Origin of the sequence: Streptomyces sp. NPDC014764 (assembly GCF_043082785.1) — a bacterium.
Taxonomy (GTDB): Bacteria; Actinomycetota; Actinomycetes; order Streptomycetales; family Streptomycetaceae; genus Streptomyces; species Streptomyces althioticus.
This window is the reverse complement of the sequence record NZ_JBIBXY010000014.1, coordinates 103,950-117,760: the sequence shown is the minus strand read 5'-3', so window position 1 is coordinate 117,760 and position 13,811 is coordinate 103,950. Positions and strand designations below refer to the sequence as shown.

15 protein-coding genes are annotated in these 13,811 nt (G+C 73.6%); 9 read left to right on the top strand and 6 right to left on the bottom strand.

Annotated elements, in window-relative coordinates; all coding sequences use genetic code 11:
* Positions 1-37 precede the first annotated feature (37 nt).
* A complete protein-coding gene (locus tag ACF1AG_RS26825) occupies positions 38-805 on the top strand; it encodes a DUF4328 domain-containing protein (protein ID WP_391810529.1) in 768 nt (255 codons plus the stop codon).
* Positions 806-903: 98 nt separating this feature from the next.
* Here the strand turns inward: ACF1AG_RS26825 and ACF1AG_RS26820 are convergent, their stop codons facing one another.
* A complete protein-coding gene (locus ACF1AG_RS26820) occupies positions 904-1,233 on the bottom strand; it encodes a transglycosylase family protein (protein WP_387795283.1) in 330 nt (109 codons plus the stop codon).
* A 193-nt stretch (positions 1,234-1,426) separates the two neighbouring features.
* On the opposite strand from ACF1AG_RS26820, the gene ACF1AG_RS26815 reads away from it, so the two are divergent.
* Positions 1,427-1,582, top strand: coding sequence for a hypothetical protein (locus ACF1AG_RS26815; protein WP_391810528.1), 156 nt, complete (start codon positions 1,427-1,429; stop codon positions 1,580-1,582).
* A 162-nt stretch (positions 1,583-1,744) separates the two neighbouring features.
* Here the strand turns inward: ACF1AG_RS26815 and ACF1AG_RS26810 are convergent, their stop codons facing one another.
* The 3 genes from ACF1AG_RS26810 to ACF1AG_RS26800 all read right to left on the bottom strand — a co-directional run bounded on the left by ACF1AG_RS26810 (position 1,745) and on the right by ACF1AG_RS26800 (position 3,365).
* The gene (locus ACF1AG_RS26810; protein ID WP_359607932.1) at positions 1,745-2,194 is read right to left on the bottom strand and encodes an SRPBCC family protein; all 450 of its coding nucleotides are present in this window, start codon (positions 2,192-2,194) and stop codon (positions 1,745-1,747) included.
* Positions 2,195-2,280: 86 nt separating this feature from the next.
* A complete protein-coding gene (locus ACF1AG_RS26805; RefSeq protein ID WP_359607930.1) occupies positions 2,281-2,634 on the bottom strand; it encodes a DUF1330 domain-containing protein in 354 nt (117 codons plus the stop codon).
* Between the two features lie 233 nt (positions 2,635-2,867).
* A complete protein-coding gene (locus ACF1AG_RS26800; protein ID WP_359607928.1) occupies positions 2,868-3,365 on the bottom strand; it encodes a hypothetical protein in 498 nt (165 codons plus the stop codon).
* A gap of 160 nt (positions 3,366-3,525) precedes the next feature.
* Between ACF1AG_RS26800 and ACF1AG_RS26795 the strand changes: the two genes are divergently transcribed.
* The 5 genes from ACF1AG_RS26795 to ACF1AG_RS26775 all read left to right on the top strand — a co-directional run bounded on the left by ACF1AG_RS26795 (position 3,526) and on the right by ACF1AG_RS26775 (position 10,320).
* Complete coding sequence (locus ACF1AG_RS26795) at positions 3,526-3,897, top strand: hypothetical protein (RefSeq protein ID WP_391810527.1); 372 nt, start codon at positions 3,526-3,528, stop codon at positions 3,895-3,897.
* 77 nt (positions 3,898-3,974) lie between these two features.
* On the top strand, positions 3,975-6,077 hold the full coding sequence (locus ACF1AG_RS26790; protein WP_391810526.1) for a DUF4139 domain-containing protein: 2,103 nt from the start codon (positions 3,975-3,977) through the stop codon (positions 6,075-6,077).
* A 7-nt stretch (positions 6,078-6,084) separates the two neighbouring features.
* Positions 6,085-7,659, top strand: coding sequence for a mucoidy inhibitor MuiA family protein (locus ACF1AG_RS26785; protein WP_391810525.1), 1,575 nt, complete (start codon positions 6,085-6,087; stop codon positions 7,657-7,659).
* Positions 7,660-7,832: 173 nt separating this feature from the next.
* A complete protein-coding gene (locus ACF1AG_RS26780) occupies positions 7,833-8,753 on the top strand; it encodes a diiron oxygenase (RefSeq protein ID WP_391810524.1) in 921 nt (306 codons plus the stop codon).
* 46 nt (positions 8,754-8,799) lie between these two features.
* Positions 8,800-10,320, top strand: coding sequence for an FAD-dependent oxidoreductase (locus tag ACF1AG_RS26775; protein ID WP_391810523.1), 1,521 nt, complete (start codon positions 8,800-8,802; stop codon positions 10,318-10,320).
* 45 nt (positions 10,321-10,365) lie between these two features.
* On the opposite strand, the gene ACF1AG_RS26770 is transcribed toward ACF1AG_RS26775, so the two are convergent.
* Positions 10,366-10,854 carry a hypothetical protein gene (locus tag ACF1AG_RS26770; RefSeq protein ID WP_359606652.1) on the bottom strand — a complete coding sequence of 163 codons (489 nt, stop codon included), beginning with the start codon at positions 10,852-10,854 and terminating at the stop codon, positions 10,366-10,368.
* A gap of 208 nt (positions 10,855-11,062) precedes the next feature.
* Between ACF1AG_RS26770 and ACF1AG_RS26765 the strand changes: the two genes are divergently transcribed.
* On the top strand, positions 11,063-12,142 hold the full coding sequence (locus tag ACF1AG_RS26765) for a DUF475 domain-containing protein (RefSeq protein ID WP_359606650.1): 1,080 nt from the start codon (positions 11,063-11,065) through the stop codon (positions 12,140-12,142).
* A gap of 24 nt (positions 12,143-12,166) precedes the next feature.
* Here the strand turns inward: ACF1AG_RS26765 and ACF1AG_RS26760 are convergent, their stop codons facing one another.
* On the bottom strand, positions 12,167-13,096 hold the full coding sequence (locus tag ACF1AG_RS26760; RefSeq protein WP_359606648.1) for a 2-dehydropantoate 2-reductase: 930 nt from the start codon (positions 13,094-13,096) through the stop codon (positions 12,167-12,169).
* A 47-nt stretch (positions 13,097-13,143) separates the two neighbouring features.
* On the opposite strand from ACF1AG_RS26760, the gene ACF1AG_RS26755 reads away from it, so the two are divergent.
* Positions 13,144-13,764: a CGNR zinc finger domain-containing protein gene (locus ACF1AG_RS26755; RefSeq protein WP_359606646.1), complete on the top strand. Its 621-nt coding sequence runs from the start codon at positions 13,144-13,146 to the stop codon at positions 13,762-13,764.
* The last annotated feature ends 47 nt before the right edge of the window (positions 13,765-13,811 follow it).

Genomic DNA, 13,811 nt, shown 5'->3' with positions numbered 1-13,811 from the left:
GCGCCGCATCTCCACCGCACTTCTCAGGGGGGTCCTCATGGCTCATCCGTCCTTGCCCAGGCGCCCGATGCTCGGGCCGCTGCTCGTGCTGCGCTCACCGATCGGTCTCGCGCACGCCGTGACCGCGCTGCTCGCCGTCGTGATCGTCGCCGACGTGCTGAACATCGGGGCGGCGGCCTACATGATGTCGGTGATGGGCGACCTGGCGTCCGGCGGCGAGGACGTCGGCGTCGGTGCGGTGAACCGGGCGGACTGGGCGGTCACCTCGACCACCGGGCTGTACCTGCTCGGCCTGCTCGGCACGGCGACGCTGTTCATCATCTGGTTCCACCGGGTGCGTCACAACGCGGAGGTGTTCGCGCCGGACGTGCAGCGCCGCACGCCGGGCTGGGCGATCGGCGGCTGGTTCATCCCGTTCGCCAACCTGTTCATCCCACGCGGCATCGCCAAGGACGTCCTGCGCGCCAGCCAGCCGGACCCCTACGCGTCCGAGGTGCGGCACCGGGGCCTGCTCGACGCCTGGTGGGGCATGTGGATCGCGTCGGGCATCTTCACCCAGTTCGTCACTGACCGGTACAACGAAGCGAGTGACCCGCAGGCGATCCATGACGCCGCGGGGTGGCTGATGACGGGGTCGGCCGTCGACATCGTTTCCGCGGTACTGGCCCTGCTCTTCGTCCGCAGACTGACGGCGGCTCAGAACGAGAAGGCGATGACGGGGCGACAGCCGCTCCAGCCGCCCGCGCCGCAGTATCCGGCGGCGGGCGGCCCGGTCACGGGCGGCAGCCCGGTCCCGGGCGCGTGACGATCCGTGCCCGGACGTCCCGTGACGGCGCGTTCCGGATCGCCGGTGCGCGCCGGGCGGACCAGGCGCGTCGCGCAGTTGACGCGCGCCGCGCAGGTCTAGCGCCCCGCGTGGGCACACGCCCACGCGGACATTCCCTGGATCCGGGCGAGGCGTTCGGCCACAGCGATCTGTTCCTTGCGCGTCGCGAGGTCGGCCCGTGGCGCGTACGTGAGCCCGCCTGCCGCGACCCAGCTCGACTGCGAGAACTGCAGTCCGCCGTAGTGGCCGTTGCCCGTGTTGGCCTTCCAGTTGCCGCCGGACTCGCACCGGGCGATGGCGTCCCAGTCGGTTCCGGGGCGGGCCGAGGCCGACGCGACCGCCTCGGTGGTGGTCGTGCCCAGGGCTGTTGCGGCGGCCAGGGCCACCAGCGCGGCGCGGACACGCATTCCGGAGGCACGGCGCTCGGTGACCTGAGGGACGGTGTGTCTCGATGTCATAGACCCACTGTTATGCCACCCGGGGCCGTCACGGCATGCCGGCCGCCGAGTCGCTACGCCGGCCGGGGGACCGTGTGTCCGCCACTCGTGAACACGTCATGGTCTAGCCTGCCTGCCATTCCCTCGACCGGAAGGTGAGTTCGTGAGTGCGACACAGAGCGGCATGGCGGGACCGGGCGACGCGGAGGCACCGCGCGGACGGACGCGTTGGGGCGTGGTGACGGCGATCCTGGGACTTCCGCCGCTGGCCGTGGGCGCCTTTCTGCTGATGATGGCGGTCTGGGTGCTCGCCTCCTGAGCCCCGTGCGGCGTCCGGGCAGCCCGGCGTCGCGGGCCCGCGGAGGTCAGGGCGCCGGGGCACGACAAGTCCGGGCAGCCTGTGCCGGGCAGCCTGTGCCGGGCAGCCTGTGCCGGGCAGTCGGCCGGAGCGGCCGACGGCCCGGCGGGTCATGCGGGTGGGTCAGGAGGAGGCCTCGACGGCCTCCTTGATGCGCCGCCCGAAGGCGGGGGCGTCCTTGCGGGACGCGCCCGCCGCGAGCGGGAGCAGCATCTTGCCCACGCCGTGCCCTTCGAGCACGTTGAACAGGCGCACCCTGGTGCCGCCGTCAGGTGTGGGTTCGAGGTCGTACCCGCCGTCCTGGGCGGTGATGGAGTTGTGCGACACCTCGTGCCAGCGCATACGGGTCGGTGCGCTCAACTCGTAGATCTCGAACTCCCGTTCGGAGCGCATTCCGGCGTCCTTCACCGTGCTGTGGAACACCGTGCCCACATGGGTGTCGCCGTCGGGGCTCTTCTCCATCTTCAGGACGCGGGGACTGAACTCGGGATCGTTCCGGCCGTCGGCGAGGTAGGCGAAGACGTCCTCGATGGGCCGGTCGACATCCACGACGACCTCGAACTGAGTACTCATGGTCTCTCTCCCGGATATTCCGGGGCGACACCCCGGACGAAGGGGACATCTCCACCGTAACCGGATGTCTCCGGGCTGCCCAACGCTCAGTCGGCGACGTCGTCGAGTCCCTTGCGCAGGGCCGCCGCCGTGACGGCGGGGTCGTAGCCCTCGGGGACGCCGTCGATCAGGATGACGTCGCCCTCAATGTGCCGGGAGCGCAGCGGTGCGATCTCCCGGTAGGCGGGCGAGTCCCACCAGTCCCGTGCCTCGGTGATCCCGGGGAAGGCGATCATCACCACGTCCCCGGGCCAGGCGCCCTCCTTCACCTCGTGGCGCGTGACGTGCACCAGGAAGCGTCCGCCGAACGGCTCCAGCGTCGCGGGGATGCGCTCCATGTACTCCGCGATGTCGGGGTGCGGTGCCGCCGGCTGCAGACGGGCGATGGCGTACGCGGTCATGGCGTCCTCCACGGTGTGTCGGGCTGGTACGCGGCGATCGTGGCACCGGGCCAGGGGCGGGGTCGATGACCTCGGAGGTAAGGGAACGGGGTACGGCGCAGGGATCGGGCGGCACGGCCGGTCGGCGGTGTCCGTCACCCGTACGAGCGCACCGGGCGGGCCGGCGGCAGGGGAGCCGGACCATGCGACAGGCGCCCTGCCGGGGCCCGTAGCACAGTGGTGACCATGAATCGTCACCGTCGCCCGCCCCGGCGCGCCCCATGGATCGCCGGCGGCGCCGCCGCGCTGGTCCTCGGAGGCGTCGGCGTGTGGGTGTGGGTGGCGCAGGACGACGGCACCCCCAGCCCCAGGCCGTCCGCCTCGAACGACCTGACCCTGCCGACGCTGGGTCCGCTGCCGACGCCGACCACCGGGACGTCGTCGCCGGGGCCCAGCGGCACGGGCGGGACCGGGGGTCCGGTGCCGACGGCGTCCCGTCCCGGCGGGGCGGCCGAGCCGAGCGGCGGTCCGGCGACCCGACCGTCACCGCCCGGGCAGGGACGGACGCAGCCGCCGGGTGTGCCCGACCAGGGTGCCGGGACCGGGCCCGCCGTACCGGACGGCGGGGCAGGCACCGAGCCTCCGCGAGTGGCGGGCACGTCCGGGGTCGCGCCGTCCAGCCGGGCGCCGGGGTTCGTGCCTGCGCCGCCCACCTCGACGGGCGGGGCGGGAACGGGTACCGACACGGGCACGGGCGCACCGGAGGGGCCCACTCCCCCGGCACGGTCGGCAGCACCCGAGGCCCCGCGCCGGTCGGCCGCCCCTGAGCCGGCGCCTTCGATGCACCCGGCTCCGGCCACGGTGACGCCCCCCGGACCGCGTATCCCTCCGCCGCCCGGGACCGGGACACGCGTGCCCACGGCCCACCCGTCGGTCTCCCCCGCACCGCGGCAGCCGGCCGAGACGGCCACGCCCGAGCCCGCGTCGACCGCCCCGACCGCCCCGACCGCGAAGCCCACCGGAGAGGCGACCGGGAAGCCAAGCACGAAGCCCGCCACCGAGCCGAAGCCCTCGGCCACTCCCCCGCCGACCGACGCCCCCACCACCACCTGGTACACCTCCTCCACCGCCACCGACGCCGCCCGCCGCATGTCCGCCGCAGGCACCGTCGGAGACGCCGCCTGCACCCTGTCGGCCGTGGGGCGGCCCGACCCCGCCCTGGTGCCGCACGAGAGCCGGATCGGGATCGGGCACCACGGCACGTACTGGTGCCTCGTCTGGTGAACCCGTTCCGGTGATCCGGAGCGGGCCGTCTCCGCGTAGGCTGCCCTCGGTACGAACACGGCTGCGCGGGGGAGCACATGACGGCTGGGACGGCACCGAGGTGGGACTCGGCACTCGAATCGGTGACGGTCTACGCGCAGGGCGCGCTGTGCCGTCGCGTCGCCCGGGGCGCGGTCCCGGCGGACGGACAGGTACGGGTGCCGGGGCTGCCGCGCTCGCTCGACCCTCACTCGCTGCGCGCCCGCGTCCTCGGTGCGCCGGGTACGCAGGTCACCGAGGCGCGGGCGGAGATCCACGCGGAGCCGGTGGACGAGGACGCCGTCGCCGAGGCGCGGCGTGAGGTCGGCCGGCTGACCGAGGCGTACCACGCCGCCGCCGCCCGGCGGGACCGGCAGTTGAAGCGCATCGAGGAGGTCGGCGCGCTGCGTCCGGTGCCGCCCGGCCGTAAGCGCGAGGACCCGCATCGCCGCACTCCGGTGGACGCCTGGCTGGAGCTGGCCGGCTTCGTCGACGAGCGCCTGACCGTGCTGCACGACGGGCTCCGCGACCTGGAGGACGAACTCCGGCGCCTGGAGCACGAGATGGAGGTGGCGCAGGACCGGCTGGCCCGGGCGAGCACCGACGCCCCGGTGCCCGGGGTGGCCTCCTCGTACACGGCGGTGCTGACCCTGCGCGGCGCGGCCGGTGCGGAGGCGGAGGTCGAGATCGAGTACGGGGTGCCCGGCGCCGTCTGGGTGCCTGCGTACCGCCTCACGCACCGTCAGGGTGAGGACAGCGGACCGCTGCTGCTGCGGGCCTCGGTCGCGCAGCGGTCCGGTGAGGACTGGACGGGCGTGCGGATCGCCTTCGCCACGGCCGATCTGCGGCGCCGTACCGACCTGCCCCGGCTGCGGTCGGTCCGTATCGGGCGCAGCCAGCCCGCGCCGGCCCCGTCCGGCTGGCGGGAGCCTCCGGCCGGGCTGACCGGCCTGTTCGCCGGGTACGACGCGGCGGGTCCGCGGCCGGAATCCGATGTGATCGCGGGGACGCGAGCGGGCGGGTTGGTCGCGGGCGGTCCCGTCGAGGACACCGCGGTCACGGTGGGCGCCGCCTACGGCGCTCCGTCCCCTCCGGCGCCCTCCGCACCGCCCGCCCCCGGTGCCGCGTACGGCGCGCCCGCTCAGGGCTTCGGTGGTCCGGCGGCGCCGGGCTCGGCTCCCGCCCCGGACCGGGGGCGGCCCCGGTCCCGTCCCGGTTCCGGCCCCCGCCCGGCCGCCGCACCGCGCGCGGGCGGCGGGAGCTATGCGGCCGCCCCGGAGTCGGCGGCAGCCGCGCCGTACGCGCCGCCTCCGCCCGTCCCGGGGCCGCCCCGGCCGGACGAGGCGGAACTCGACTACAGGGCCCTCGTGCTGGGCGGACCCGACGAGCCGGGCGATCGCCGGGGCCGGCTCTTCCCGGACACGGGCTTCGACCCGGTGACCGCCGAGTACCGTCGGCGCGCCGAGAGGCCAGCCGCGCTGCCGCTGCCCGGGCACGCCGTGCGGCCCCGGGAGTCGGCGGGCTCGTTCGACCACCGTTACGACGCGGCGGCGCCCGCCGACATCCCGTCGGACGGCACCTGGCACACGGTCACGGTCGGCGAGATCGCGGTGGGTCTGCGCACGGAGTACGTGTGCGTTCCGGCGGTGGAGCAGACCGTGTACGCGACGCTGGTGCTGTCCAACGCGACCGATCAGGCGCTGCTGGCCGGCCCGGTCGAGGTGAGTGTCGACGGGGAGTACCAGCTGACCGCCGCCCTGCCCACCCTCGCGCCGGGCGGTGTGCGCCGCCTCGGGCTGGGGCCGGCGGAGGCCGTCCGTGTCACCCGGCGGGCGCACCTCACCGAGTCGACCGCGGGGCTGCGCAACAACGTCACCGTGCTCGACCACCGTGTCCATGTGGAGCTGGCGAACCGGCTCCCGGCGGCGGTCCGCGTCGAGGTGCGCGAGCGGGTGCCGGTCACCTCGGAGGCGGACGTGCGGATCGAGGAACGGGCCGGCTGGGCCGAGCCCGAGGACACCGCGGACCGGGAGCGGCACGCCCCGGGCACCCGGATCTGGCGGGTCGACCTGCCGGCCGGCGGCACCGTCGCCCTCGACGGCGGCTACGAGATCAGGATCCCGGCCGGCAAGGCCCTGACCGGCGGCAACCGCAGGAGCTGACACAGACATGTCTACGTCACCGTCATCGGAGCCGACCACCCCGGTTCCCCTCCCCGTCACGGCCGTCACCTGCACCGAGGACCGTGCGCACGTCGAGCGCACCGCGACGCTCGAACTGCGCCCCGGGACGCAGCTCCTGCGGCTCGGTCCGGTCAGCGCCCTGGCCGTCGACAGGACCCTGCACGCCGAGCTGACCGCCGGTTTCCCGGCGACCGTGCTCGATGCGCGCATCGTGCGCGCGTGGACGCCGCGCGGGCCTGAGCCTTCCGGTGACGACTCTCCGCTGCGCCGCCGGGTGACCTACCTGGAGGAGGAGCGGCTGGTGCTTGAGCAGCGCCGGGACCGGCTGAAGGCGCGCGGTGAGGCGCTCGGCCGGCTCGCCGCCGATCTGCTCCGGGAGATCGGCGAGGGCGCCGGCCTCGGCGAGGCCGAACGGGACCGCTGGGAGCGGGAGCTGGACCGCGTCGACGAGGAGCGGGAAGGGCAGGCCGAGCGGCTGCGCGAGGTGGAGACGCGGCTGCGGGTGCTCTCCGACGAGCTGCGCGAGACCGAGCAGGCCCTCGCCGACGCGGAGACGGAGCCCGCCGAGTTGGTCGGGCACGTCGAGCTGACCGTGGAGGCGTCCGGTGAGGGAACGGCGGAGCTGCGGCTGAGCCATCTCACGCCGTGCGCGCTGTGGCGGCCCGCGTACCGGGCCACGCTGGTCGGCGACCGGCTCACCCTGGAGACGGAGGCGATGGTCTGGCAGCGCACCGGAGAGGACTGGTCGGGTGCACGGCTGACGCTGTCCACGGCGCGTTCGTCGGCGGCCACGGAGCCGCCGGTGCTCGGCGAGGACCGGCTGACCCTCCAGGACCGCTCCCCCGAGGAGCGCCGCACCGTCCGTGTCGACCTGCGGGAGGAGGAGATCGCGGACCTGGGTCCCGCTCCCGTGCTCGGGCTGCCGGGGGTGGACGACGGTGGCGAGGTCCGCGTCCTGCATGCCCCCGGCCCGGTGTCCGTGCCGTCCGACGGGCGCGCCCACCGGGTGCCGGTGTCGTCGTTCACCACGGCCGCGCGCAGTGAGTACGCCTGCGCGCCGGAGCTGTCGCCGCTGGTGACGCAGGTGGTGCGGGCCGACAACCGGTCCGGGCACGCGCTGCTGGCGGGGCCGGTTGATCTGATCCGCGGCAACGGGTTCGTCGGGCGCGGCACGCTGGAGTTCACCGCTCCGGGGGCCGCCGTCGAGCTGGCCTTCGGCAGCCGGGACGACCACCGGGTGGTACGGGAGACCGAGGAGACCCGGGACACGACGGGGCTGACCCAGCGGACCGTGCTCACGCGGACCGTGCGGCTGCATCTGTCGCGGTTCTCCGCGCCGGACGAGCGGGACGACCGGGTGGTCGTCGTGCGGGAGCGCGTCCCGGTGTCCGAGGTGTCGGCGGTGGAGGTGCGTCTGCGGGAGGAGGCGTGCTCGCCCGCGCCGGACTCCGTGGACGCGGACGGCATCGCCCGCTGGGAGGTGACGCTCCCTCCGGGCGGGCACCGCACGCTCACGCTGGTCCACGAGGTGTCGGCGAGCAGCAAGGTCACCGGCCTCTGAGCCGACGCGCTTCGCGCCCCTTCCCCGGCCCGCACGGTGAACATGCCGTGCGGGCCTTCACATGAGCTTGACGGGCACAGGGGTGGGAACACGCGAAGTCTTGCTATACAGTTCGTCAGCAAGCGGGTTACCCGCGGTAATGGCGTACGGACTCGACTCGAGGAGGCCCCGGCATGGCTCTGACCACCTCCCGGGCACAGCACCCGGATCAGCCGTCGGACGACGGCGTCGACGTGGCCCGTCGGCTGCTCGACTCGTCCGCGCAGCTCTCGTACGACCCGCTCACCGAGGTCGACTGGGACACTCCGCTGGACAAGGACTTCCACGGCGCGAGCCCGGAGTGGAGCACGCTCTACGGCACCGCGTACTGGGAGGAGATGAGCGACGCGCAGCGCAAGGAGCTGACGCGGCAGGAGGCGGCGTCGGTCGCCTGCACCGGCATATGGTTCGAGATGATCCTCCAGCAGATGATCCTGCGGGACATCTACTCCAAGGACCCCACGGACGAGGCGTTCCAGTGGGCGCTGACCGAGATCGCCGACGAGTGCCGGCACTCGATCATGTTCGCCCGTGGCGCGAAGAAGCTCGGCGCACCGGCCTACCGCCCGCGCCGGGTGGCGGTCGAACTGGGCCGGCTGTTCAAGACCACCGCCTTCGGCGAGGCCGCCTACGCGGCGATCCTGGTCGCCGAGGAGGTCCTCGACGTCATGCAGCGCGACTGGATGCGCGACGAGCGGGTGGTGCCGTTCGTCCGCACCATCAACAACATCCATGTCGTCGAGGAGTCTCGGCACATGATGTTCGCGCGCGAGGAGACGAGGAAGCACCTCGCCCGCGCCGGCCGCGTGCGCCGCCGCATCCACGCGGTGATGATCGCGATCGCCGCGTACGTCATCGTCACCAGCATGGTGAACCGCGAGGTGTACGCGAACGCGGGCCTGGACGAGGAGCGTGCGCTGCGCGAGGCCCGCGCCAACGAGCACCACAAGTCCATGGTGCGGGCGAGCTGTTCGGGCCTCATGGAGTTCCTCTCCTCCTGCGGACTGCTCACCCGTCCCGCCCTCTTCTGGTACAAGCGCGCCCACCTCATCTGACCACGTACGACCTGCCCTCACCGGGCCCTCAGCGGAGCGGACGACCATGGCCTTCGCGATCACCCAGACCTGCTGCAGCGACGCCACCTGTGTGTCCGTCTGCCCGGTCAACTGCATTCATCCGACGCCGGAGGAACGCGCCTTCGGCAGCACGGAGATGCTGCACATCGACCCGAAGAGCTGCATCGACTGCGGCGCCTGTGCGGACGCCTGCCCGGTGGACGCGATCTTCCCGGTCGAGCGGCTGACCGGGGGGCAGCGGGAGTACGCCCGCATCAACGCGGCCTACTACGAGGGCGAGGAGCACCGGCCCGAACAGCCGGTCCGTGGGCCGGTGTTCCACGACTGGGGCGCGCCGTCGTTCGACCGGGTGCTGCCGCCTGACTTCGGGCCGCTCAGGGTCGCGGTCGTCGGCACCGGCCCGGCCGGGATGTACGCGGCGCGGGACCTGCTGCTGCACACGCCCGCCGAGGTGACGCTGATCGACCGGCTGCCGGTCGCCGGCGGTCTCGTCAGGTACGGGGTTGCACCCGACCACCCGTCCACGAAGAAGGCCGGCGAGAGCTTCGCCCGCTTCCTCACCCACCCGCGGGTGCGGCTGTGTCTGGGCCTGAAGGTGGGCGACGGCGGTGTGTCGGCGGACGAACTGGCCGCCCACCACGACGCGGTGATCTACGCCGTCGGCGCGCCGGAGGCCCGGCGGCTCGGCGTCCCTGGCGAGGACCGGCCGGGCAGCGTCGCCGCGACCGAGTTCGTCGCCTGGTGCAACGGGCATCCCGACGTCGCCCCGGACGCCTTCGGCCTGTCGGCGGACCGGGTCGTCGTGGTGGGCAACGGCAATGTCGCGCTGGACGCCGCACGCCTGCTGGTGTCCGACCCGGCGACGCTCGCAGGAACCCCGATCGCCGCGCACGCGCTGGCGGAGCTGCGGCGCAGCAAGGTGCGCGAGGTGGTGGTGCTGGGCCGGCGCGGCCCGGAGCACGCGGCGTACACGCGCACGGAGTTGCTCGCGCTGAAGCATCTGTCCGGTGCGGAACTGCTGGTCGACGACCACGACCCGGCCGTGGGCGCGGCCATCGACGGGGCGGCGGCCCCGGACAAGGCCGCGGTGCTCAAGGACGTACGGCGGGAGGCCGTCGACTGGTCCCTGCCGCCGGCGGCGGACGGCCCGCGCCGCATCGTGCTCCGCTTCCGCTCCGCGCCCGCCGAGGTGTGCGGGGAGGGGTCGGTGCGCGCGGTACGGGTCACCGGCGCGGCGGGCGAGACGGAGATGACGGCCGGCCTGGCCCTCCGCGCGGTGGGCCACCGCGGGACGCCGCTCGACGGGCTCCCGTTCGACGAGTCCACGGGCACGGTGCCCAACGACCGGGGCAGGGTGACCGGCCGCCCGGGCGCCTACGTGGTCGGCTGGGTCAAGCGAGGCGCCTCCGGTGGCATCGGCGCCAACCGGGTCTGCGCGACGGAGACGGTCGGCTCGCTGCTCGACGACGCGGTGTCGGACCGCCTGCCCGCACCGACGGGCAGCGCGCGGGCGTTCCGGAGACTGGCCCGGCGGAGGGGGCGCTGAGGTCCCGGCCGGGGCGGGCCCCGTCGCCGAAGTCCGGCGTTCGGCTCAGCCCGCCGTTTCGGGGTCCGGCACGCGCACCCGGCGCGTCGTCCGCCGACGGGTGGCGCACCGCGCCCCCGCCGCCGGCAGGGCGGAGACCACCGCGCAGGTGACGGTGAGCCCGTTGAGCCACCCGTACTCGGAACTGGGGTACGTCGTCCCGTCCTCCAGGACGCAGTCGAAGGCCGGAGGCAGGTACGAGGCGCGATGGCCGACGAGCTGCTCCACGAGGTGAGGGGCGGCGTCGCGGCAGGCGGGCGGGGGGAAGGAGTCCGTCCCGGAACGGGACTCGTGGTCGGACAGCTGCACGGCGCCGAGGGCCATGACCAGAAGCATGACCGCGGCTGCCGCCGCCATGCCGGCGCCCCAGCGCAGCAACCGCACGCCCCCGTCGGGGTGCCGGCCCGGCAGGACGCCGGACAGCAGCCTGATGACCACGACGACGGCCCACACAGGAGTGGCGAAGAGAGCTGCCATGCCGAGCAGGGCGAACACGATCCGGCTCCTCGTATCGACTGCCGTACGGGCGTCCGGCACAGCCTGGCGGTGCTCCAGCTCTCCCGACCGTGGAACGCGGTGAGCGTGTGACGCCGTGCCGGTGATCGGTGGATGTGCGGGGTCCGCGCGTTACGGAGGCCGCGGGAGGGGGCACTGGAGCCGAATCCGTCGTCCGAGAGGGGCGAGGGAGAAGGGAGAGTGCCGGGTGCTGTGGAAGACCTTCCGGTGGGCGTTCGCCGTGACGGCCGTCGGGCTGGTGGGCGGGGTGCTGTACGACGGGTGGGCGGCGCTCGGGATCGTCGCCATCCTCGCCGTACTGGAGATCTCGCTGTCCTTCGACAACGCGGTCATCAACGCCGGCATCCTCAAGAAGCTCAACGCCTTCTGGCAGCGGATCTTCCTCACCATCGGCATCCTCATCGCCGTGTTCGGCATGCGGCTGCTGTTCCCGGTGGTCATCGTGTCCGTCAGCGCGCGGCTGGCGCCGCAGGAGGCCGTGCACCTGGCGCTCACGGACAAGGAGCGCTATCAGGAGCTGGTGACCGACGCACATCCGTCGATCGCGGCGTTCGGCGGCATGTTCCTGCTGATGATCTTCCTGGACTTCATCCTCGAGGACCGCGAGACCAAGTGGATCGGCCGGGTGGAGCGGCCCCTGGCGCGGCTCGGCCGGATCGACATGCTGTCGGTGTGCGTGGCCCTCGTCGTGCTGCTGGTCACCTCGATGACGTTCGCCACCCAGGCCCACCAGCACGGCGGCCACCACGCCGACAAGGCGCAGACCGTGCTGGTCTCGGGAGTCGCGGGACTCATCACCTATCTGGTGGTGCACGGGCTGTCCGGCTTCTTCGAGTCCAGGCTGGCCGGGCAGCAGGGCGACGAGGAGGGCGACGAGGCCGCGGGCGGGCGCTCCGGGCTCGCGCTGGCCGGCCGGGCCGCCTTCTTCACCTTCCTGTACCTCGAGGTGCTGGACGCGTCCTTCTCCTTCGACGGGGTCATCGGCGCCTTCGCCGTCACCAACGACATCGTGCTGATGGCGCTGGGTCTCGGCATCGGCGCCGTCTACGTGCGGTCACTCACCGTCTATCTGGTGCGCCAGGGCACGCTGGACGACTACGTGTACCTGGAGCACGGCGCCCATTATGCGATCGGCGCCCTCGCCGCGGTGCTGCTCGTCAGCATCCGCTACGAGGTGAACGACATCGTGACCGGCCTGATCGGCGTCATCCTCATCGGCGCGGCGTTCTGGTCGTCCGTCCGTCTCAACCGGGCCACGGCGGGCTGACCGGCGGCTTCGGATGTCCCCCGGTCAGGGGCCGGACGGGGTTCCGTCGACGTAGGGGGCAAGGATGTCGGCGACCGTCCTGTTGCGGGGGGCGGGGACGCCGAGTTCACCGGCGAGGTCGGCCACTCCCCCGCTGAGCCAGGGCAGTTCGAGACGGTGGCCGTGTTCGAGGTCGTTGTGCATGGACGACGTCATGTCGGCGGGGAGGGTGTCGCAGAAGGCGAGCTGCCGCTCTGCGAAATCCTCGGCCAGCTCGACGCCCGACGCGCGCGCGACGGCCACGGCCTCCGCCATGACGTCCCGCAGCAGCATCCGCGTCCGCTCGTGGGAGCGGACGACGCCGATGGGCCGGCGGACGGCCGTGGTGGTGGCCGAGTGGCCGACGAGGAAGACGTACTTCTCCCAGATCACCCGGTCGACGTCCGCGCTGACCTCGGCGTCGATGCCCGCCTCGCTGCACGCCTGCAGGAACTGACGCGCCACCGGCTCCTGCTCGGGGTGACGGGCGCCGAAGACCATGCGCTGCAGGGTGCCGTTGTGCCGGACGACGCCCGGTTCCTCGATGAAGGCCGAGATGAAGCACGCGCCGCCGAGCAGGGACTCGGCGGGCAGATGGCGGGCGAGGACGGTGTCCTTGTGCACGCCGTTCTGCAGGGACAGCACGGGCGTGCCGGCCAGCTCGGAGGCGCCCAGCCCACGGGCGACGTCCTCGGTGTCCCACAGCTTCACGGCGACGATCACCAGGTCCGCGCCGTCCACGTCGGCGACGCTCTCCACCACCGAGCCGGACGAGGTGCGCAGGTCCCCCAGCGGGCTGCGTACGAGAAGCCCCGAACGCCGTACGGCCTCCAGGTGGCGGCCCCGGGCCACGAAGGTCACCCCGTGGCCCGCCGCGGCGAGCCGCGCCCCGAAGTAGCCCCCGACCCCGCCCGCTCCGACAATCGCGATCCGCATGGCCACCCGTCTCCCTTGATAACCGTTTCCGAGGTTACTATCACCGTATGGGAGCCGCGCCGCAAGCACCGCGCACCAGGGTCACCGCCCGGGCACGTGATCTCCGGTTCGACGCCGGTTCGCTGTCGCTGAACCTCGTGGCGACAGTGGGGCGCCGGCCTGTCGGCCCGGTGGAGCGGATGGGCGACGCCGAACGGCTGGCCGCTTGGTGCCGTGGCGTGGGGCTGACCCCGGCGCCCGGGTACGACGCGAAGGCGCTGCTGCGGTCGCTGCACGCCTTGCGTGACGCGGCGTACGACATCGCCTCGTCGCTGCTGGACGGGCACCACCCCTCCCCCGCGTCCGTGGAGCTGGTCAACGACCTCGCCGCCTGCGAACCGCCCGTCGCGCGGCTGGAGTTGACGTCGACCGGCGTACGACCGACGCCGGGCAGCGACCTGCTCACCGAGGACGCCCTGCTGTCGGCGGTCTCGCGGGACCTGATCGAGCTCGTCTCCGACGCGTCACGCAGGGAGCGGCTGACGACGTGCGCGTCCGAGGTGTGCCGGATGCTCTACCTCGACCCGCCCTCGGGCCGTACCCGCCAGTGGTGCTCCATGCGGCGCTGCGGCAACAACGCCAAAGCGGCGGCGCACCGGCGGCGCAGGGCGGCGACGGCCGAGGGCTGACCACCGGGGCCGGGCACCGCCTGGAACGAGACGGATCGTCTTGTTAA

Excerpts from the sequence above, each read along its gene's own strand:
- ACF1AG_RS26825 (WP_391810529.1), top strand. The coding sequence starts at position 38 with ATGGCTCATCCGTCCTTGCCCAGGCGCCCGATGCTCGGGCCGCTGCTC.
- ACF1AG_RS26820 (WP_387795283.1), bottom strand. The coding sequence starts at position 1,233 with ATGCGTGTCCGCGCCGCGCTGGTGGCCCTGGCCGCCGCAACAGCCCTG.
- ACF1AG_RS26810 (WP_359607932.1), bottom strand. The coding sequence starts at position 2,194 with ATGAGTACTCAGTTCGAGGTCGTCGTGGATGTCGACCGGCCCATCGAG.
- ACF1AG_RS26805 (WP_359607930.1), bottom strand. The coding sequence starts at position 2,634 with ATGACCGCGTACGCCATCGCCCGTCTGCAGCCGGCGGCACCGCACCCC.
- ACF1AG_RS26790 (WP_391810526.1), top strand. The coding sequence starts at position 3,975 with ATGACGGCTGGGACGGCACCGAGGTGGGACTCGGCACTCGAATCGGTG.
- ACF1AG_RS26785 (WP_391810525.1), top strand. The coding sequence starts at position 6,085 with ATGTCTACGTCACCGTCATCGGAGCCGACCACCCCGGTTCCCCTCCCC.
- ACF1AG_RS26780 (WP_391810524.1), top strand. The coding sequence starts at position 7,833 with ATGGCTCTGACCACCTCCCGGGCACAGCACCCGGATCAGCCGTCGGAC.
- ACF1AG_RS26775 (WP_391810523.1), top strand. The coding sequence starts at position 8,800 with ATGGCCTTCGCGATCACCCAGACCTGCTGCAGCGACGCCACCTGTGTG.
- ACF1AG_RS26760 (WP_359606648.1), bottom strand. The coding sequence starts at position 13,096 with ATGCGGATCGCGATTGTCGGAGCGGGCGGGGTCGGGGGCTACTTCGGG.
- ACF1AG_RS26755 (WP_359606646.1), top strand. The coding sequence starts at position 13,144 with ATGGGAGCCGCGCCGCAAGCACCGCGCACCAGGGTCACCGCCCGGGCA.